Below are 2001 nucleotides of genomic sequence, written 5' to 3'. Positions count from 1 at the left end.
CAAATTGCTTGGGTGTTATATGGTCAAGCCTCACGGGCAATTAGTATTGGTTAGCTCAACGCCTCACAGCGCTTACACACCCAACCTATCAACGTCGTAGTCTTCGACGGCCCTTCAGGGGACTCAAGGTCCCAGTGAGATCTCATCTTGAGGCTAGTTTCCCGCTTAGATGCTTTCAGCGGTTATCTATTCCGAACATAGCTACCCGGCAATGCCACTGGCGTGACAACCGGAACACCAGAGGTTCGTCCACTCCGGTCCTCTCGTACTAGGAGCAGCCCCTCTCAAATCTCAAACGTCCACGGCAGATAGGGACCGAACTGTCTCACGACGTTCTAAACCCAGCTCGCGTACCACTTTAAATGGCGAACAGCCATACCCTTGGGACCGGCTTCAGCCCCAGGATGTGATGAGCCGACATCGAGGTGCCAAACACCGCCGTCGATATGAACTCTTGGGCGGTATCAGCCTGTTATCCCCGGAGTACCTTTTATCCGTTGAGCGATGGCCCTTCCATACAGAACCACCGGATCACTAAGACCTACTTTCGTACCTGCTCGACGTGTCTGTCTCGCAGTCAAGCGCGCTTTTGCCTTTATACTCTACGACCGATTTCCGACCGGTCTGAGCGCACCTTCGTACTCCTCCGTTACTCTTTAGGAGGAGACCGCCCCAGTCAAACTACCCACCATACACTGTCCTCGATCCGGATAACGGACCTGAGTTAGAACCTCAAAGTTGCCAGGGTGGTATTTCAAGGATGGCTCCACGCAGACTGGCGTCCACGCTTCAAAGCCTCCCACCTATCCTACACAAGCAAATTCAAAGTCCAGTGCAAAGCTATAGTAAAGGTTCACGGGGTCTTTCCGTCTAGCCGCGGATACACTGCATCTTCACAGCGATTTCAATTTCACTGAGTCTCGGGTGGAGACAGCGCCGCCATCGTTACGCCATTCGTGCAGGTCGGAACTTACCCGACAAGGAATTTCGCTACCTTAGGACCGTTATAGTTACGGCCGCCGTTTACCGGGGCTTCGATCAAGAGCTTCGCGTTAGCTAACCCCATCAATTAACCTTCCGGCACCGGGCAGGCGTCACACCCTATACGTCCACTTTCGTGTTTGCAGAGTGCTGTGTTTTTAATAAACAGTCGCAGCGGCCTGGTATCTTCGACCGGCGTGGGCTTACGYAGCAAGTRCTTCACCCTCACCGGCGCACCTTCTCCCGAAGTTACGGTGCCATTTTGCCTAGTTCCTTCACCCGAGTTCTCTCAAGCGCCTTGGTATTCTCTACCCAACCACCTGTGTCGGTTTGGGGTACGGTTCCTGGTTACCTGAAGCTTAGAAGCTTTTCTTGGAAGCATGGCATCAACCACTTCGTGTTCTAAAAGAACACTCGTCATCAGCTCTCGGCCTTAGAATCCCGGATTTACCTAAGATTCCAGCCTACCACCTTAAACTTGGACAACCAACGCCAAGCTGGCCTAGCCTTCTCCGTCCCTCCATCGCAATAACCAGAAGTACAGGAATATTAACCTGTTTTCCATCGACTACGCTTTTCAGCCTCGCCTTAGGGACCGACTAACCCTGCGTCGATTAACGTTGCGCAGGAAACCTTGGTCTTTCGGCGTGGGTGTTTTTCACACCCATTGTCGTTACTCATGTCAGCATTCGCACTTCTGATACCTCCAGCAAGCTTCTCAACTCACCTTCACAGGCTTACAGAACGCTCCTCTACCGCATCACCTAAGTGATACCCGTAGCTTCGGTGTATGGTTTGAGCCCCGTTACATCTTCCGCGCAGGCCGACTCGACTAGTGAGCTATTACGCTTTCTTTAAAGGGTGGCTGCTTCTAAGCCAACCTCCTAGCTGTCTAAGCCTTCCCACATCGTTTCCCACTTAACCATAACTTTGGGACCTTAGCTGACGGTCTGGGTTGTTTCCCTTTTCACGACGGACGTTAGCACCCGCCGTGTGTCTCCCATGCTCGGCACTTGTAGG

At 52.6% G+C, this 2001-nt stretch carries 1 rRNA gene (cut by a window edge); it reads right to left on the bottom strand.

The annotated features are described in order from the left end of the window. Nucleotides 1-19: 19 nt before the first annotated feature. Nucleotides 20-2001, bottom strand: a 23S ribosomal RNA gene (locus tag ASE98_RS02070); it runs 910 nt beyond the window's last position.

Source organism: Pseudomonas sp. Leaf48 (assembly GCF_001421885.1).
Taxonomy (GTDB): domain Bacteria; phylum Pseudomonadota; class Gammaproteobacteria; order Pseudomonadales; family Pseudomonadaceae; genus Aquipseudomonas.
The sequence above is the reverse complement of the archived record's forward strand: the minus strand, read 5'-3'. Positions and strand labels throughout refer to the sequence as shown.